This is a genomic window from Roseateles sp. P5_B10, assembly GCF_056400485.1.
In genome coordinates, this window is the sequence record NZ_JBFULE010001291.1 from 1 (window position 1) to 988 (window position 988).

2 protein-coding genes are annotated in these 988 nt (G+C 65.2%); one reads left to right on the forward strand and one right to left on the reverse strand.

The window, feature by feature from the left end; all coding sequences use genetic code 11:
• Positions 1-400, reverse strand: a 400-nt coding sequence (locus AC1DU6_RS32815; RefSeq protein WP_477862459.1) for a phasin family protein, incomplete at its 3' end; no start/stop codon positions are given.
• Positions 401-570: 170 nt separating this feature from the next.
• Between AC1DU6_RS32815 and AC1DU6_RS32820 the strand changes: the two genes are divergently transcribed.
• Positions 571-988 (forward strand): arginase family protein (locus AC1DU6_RS32820; protein WP_477862461.1); only part of this gene is annotated, 418 nt, incomplete at its 3' end.

Sequence of the window (988 nt, forward strand, 5' to 3'; positions counted from 1 at the left end):
TCACCAGGGCGACGGCGTTCTCGGTGCCGGCCGGGGCGTTCTTGGCGGCGTTGTCGACAACGGCGGTGAAGCTCTTCTGCACGTCGGCGAACTTGGCTTCAGCAGCCTTGGCGACTTCGGCGCCGGTGGCGGAGGCGATGTCGTAGATGTGGCGGCTGTAGGAGGCGGCCTTTTCGGCAGTCGGTTGCAGCAGGGCGGCTTGCAGGGACAGCAGCTCTTGTGCGTCCTTGACGGACAGGGCGGCAGCGGTGGTGTCGGCGGCTTCGCTCAGCGCGGTGCGAGCGACTTGCAGGTTCAGCTCGACGAGCTTTTCGACGCCTTCGAACGCCTTGTTCGTCAGGCCGAAGAGGGTTTCGACATTGGCCTTGTGGGCGGCGAGGACTTGTTCAGCGGTCAGCATGGTGAGACTCCGATTTCAGGTGGTTGAACCGTTTGCTGTGCTTCTTTTGCTGCACTGCAACATGAACTGAATGATAGGGGCCGGGCGCCAGATTGCAAGAACTATTTTGTGCAGTGCAGCAAACTAGGGGTGTCGGGGTGTGACAAAGGTCCACGGCTATCGTGGCGGCCATGCAGGCCTTCCATTCCGATGCCCACAGCCTGGCCCTGCCGYCGGGGCACCGCTTCCCGCAATCTAAGTACCGCTTGTTACGGGAGCATTTCGAGCGCGAGCCGGGGTTGCTGCGCATGCAGCCGGCGCCGGCCGCCAGCGAGGGTGAACTGGCCCTGGCCCACACGCCGGACTATGTGGATGCGGTCCTGCTCGGTCACCTCAGCGCCGCCCAGCAGCGCGAGATCGGCTTCCCGTGGAGCCCGTCCATGGCCGAGCGTTCGCGGCGCTCGGTGGGCGCCAGCATCGCGGCCGCCCGGGCGGCCCTGGTCGAGGGCGTCGCGGCCAATATGGCGGGTGGCACCCACCATGCCTATGCCGACAAGGGCTCCGGCTATTGCGTCTTCAATGACGTTGCCGTCGCTGCGCGCTTGATGC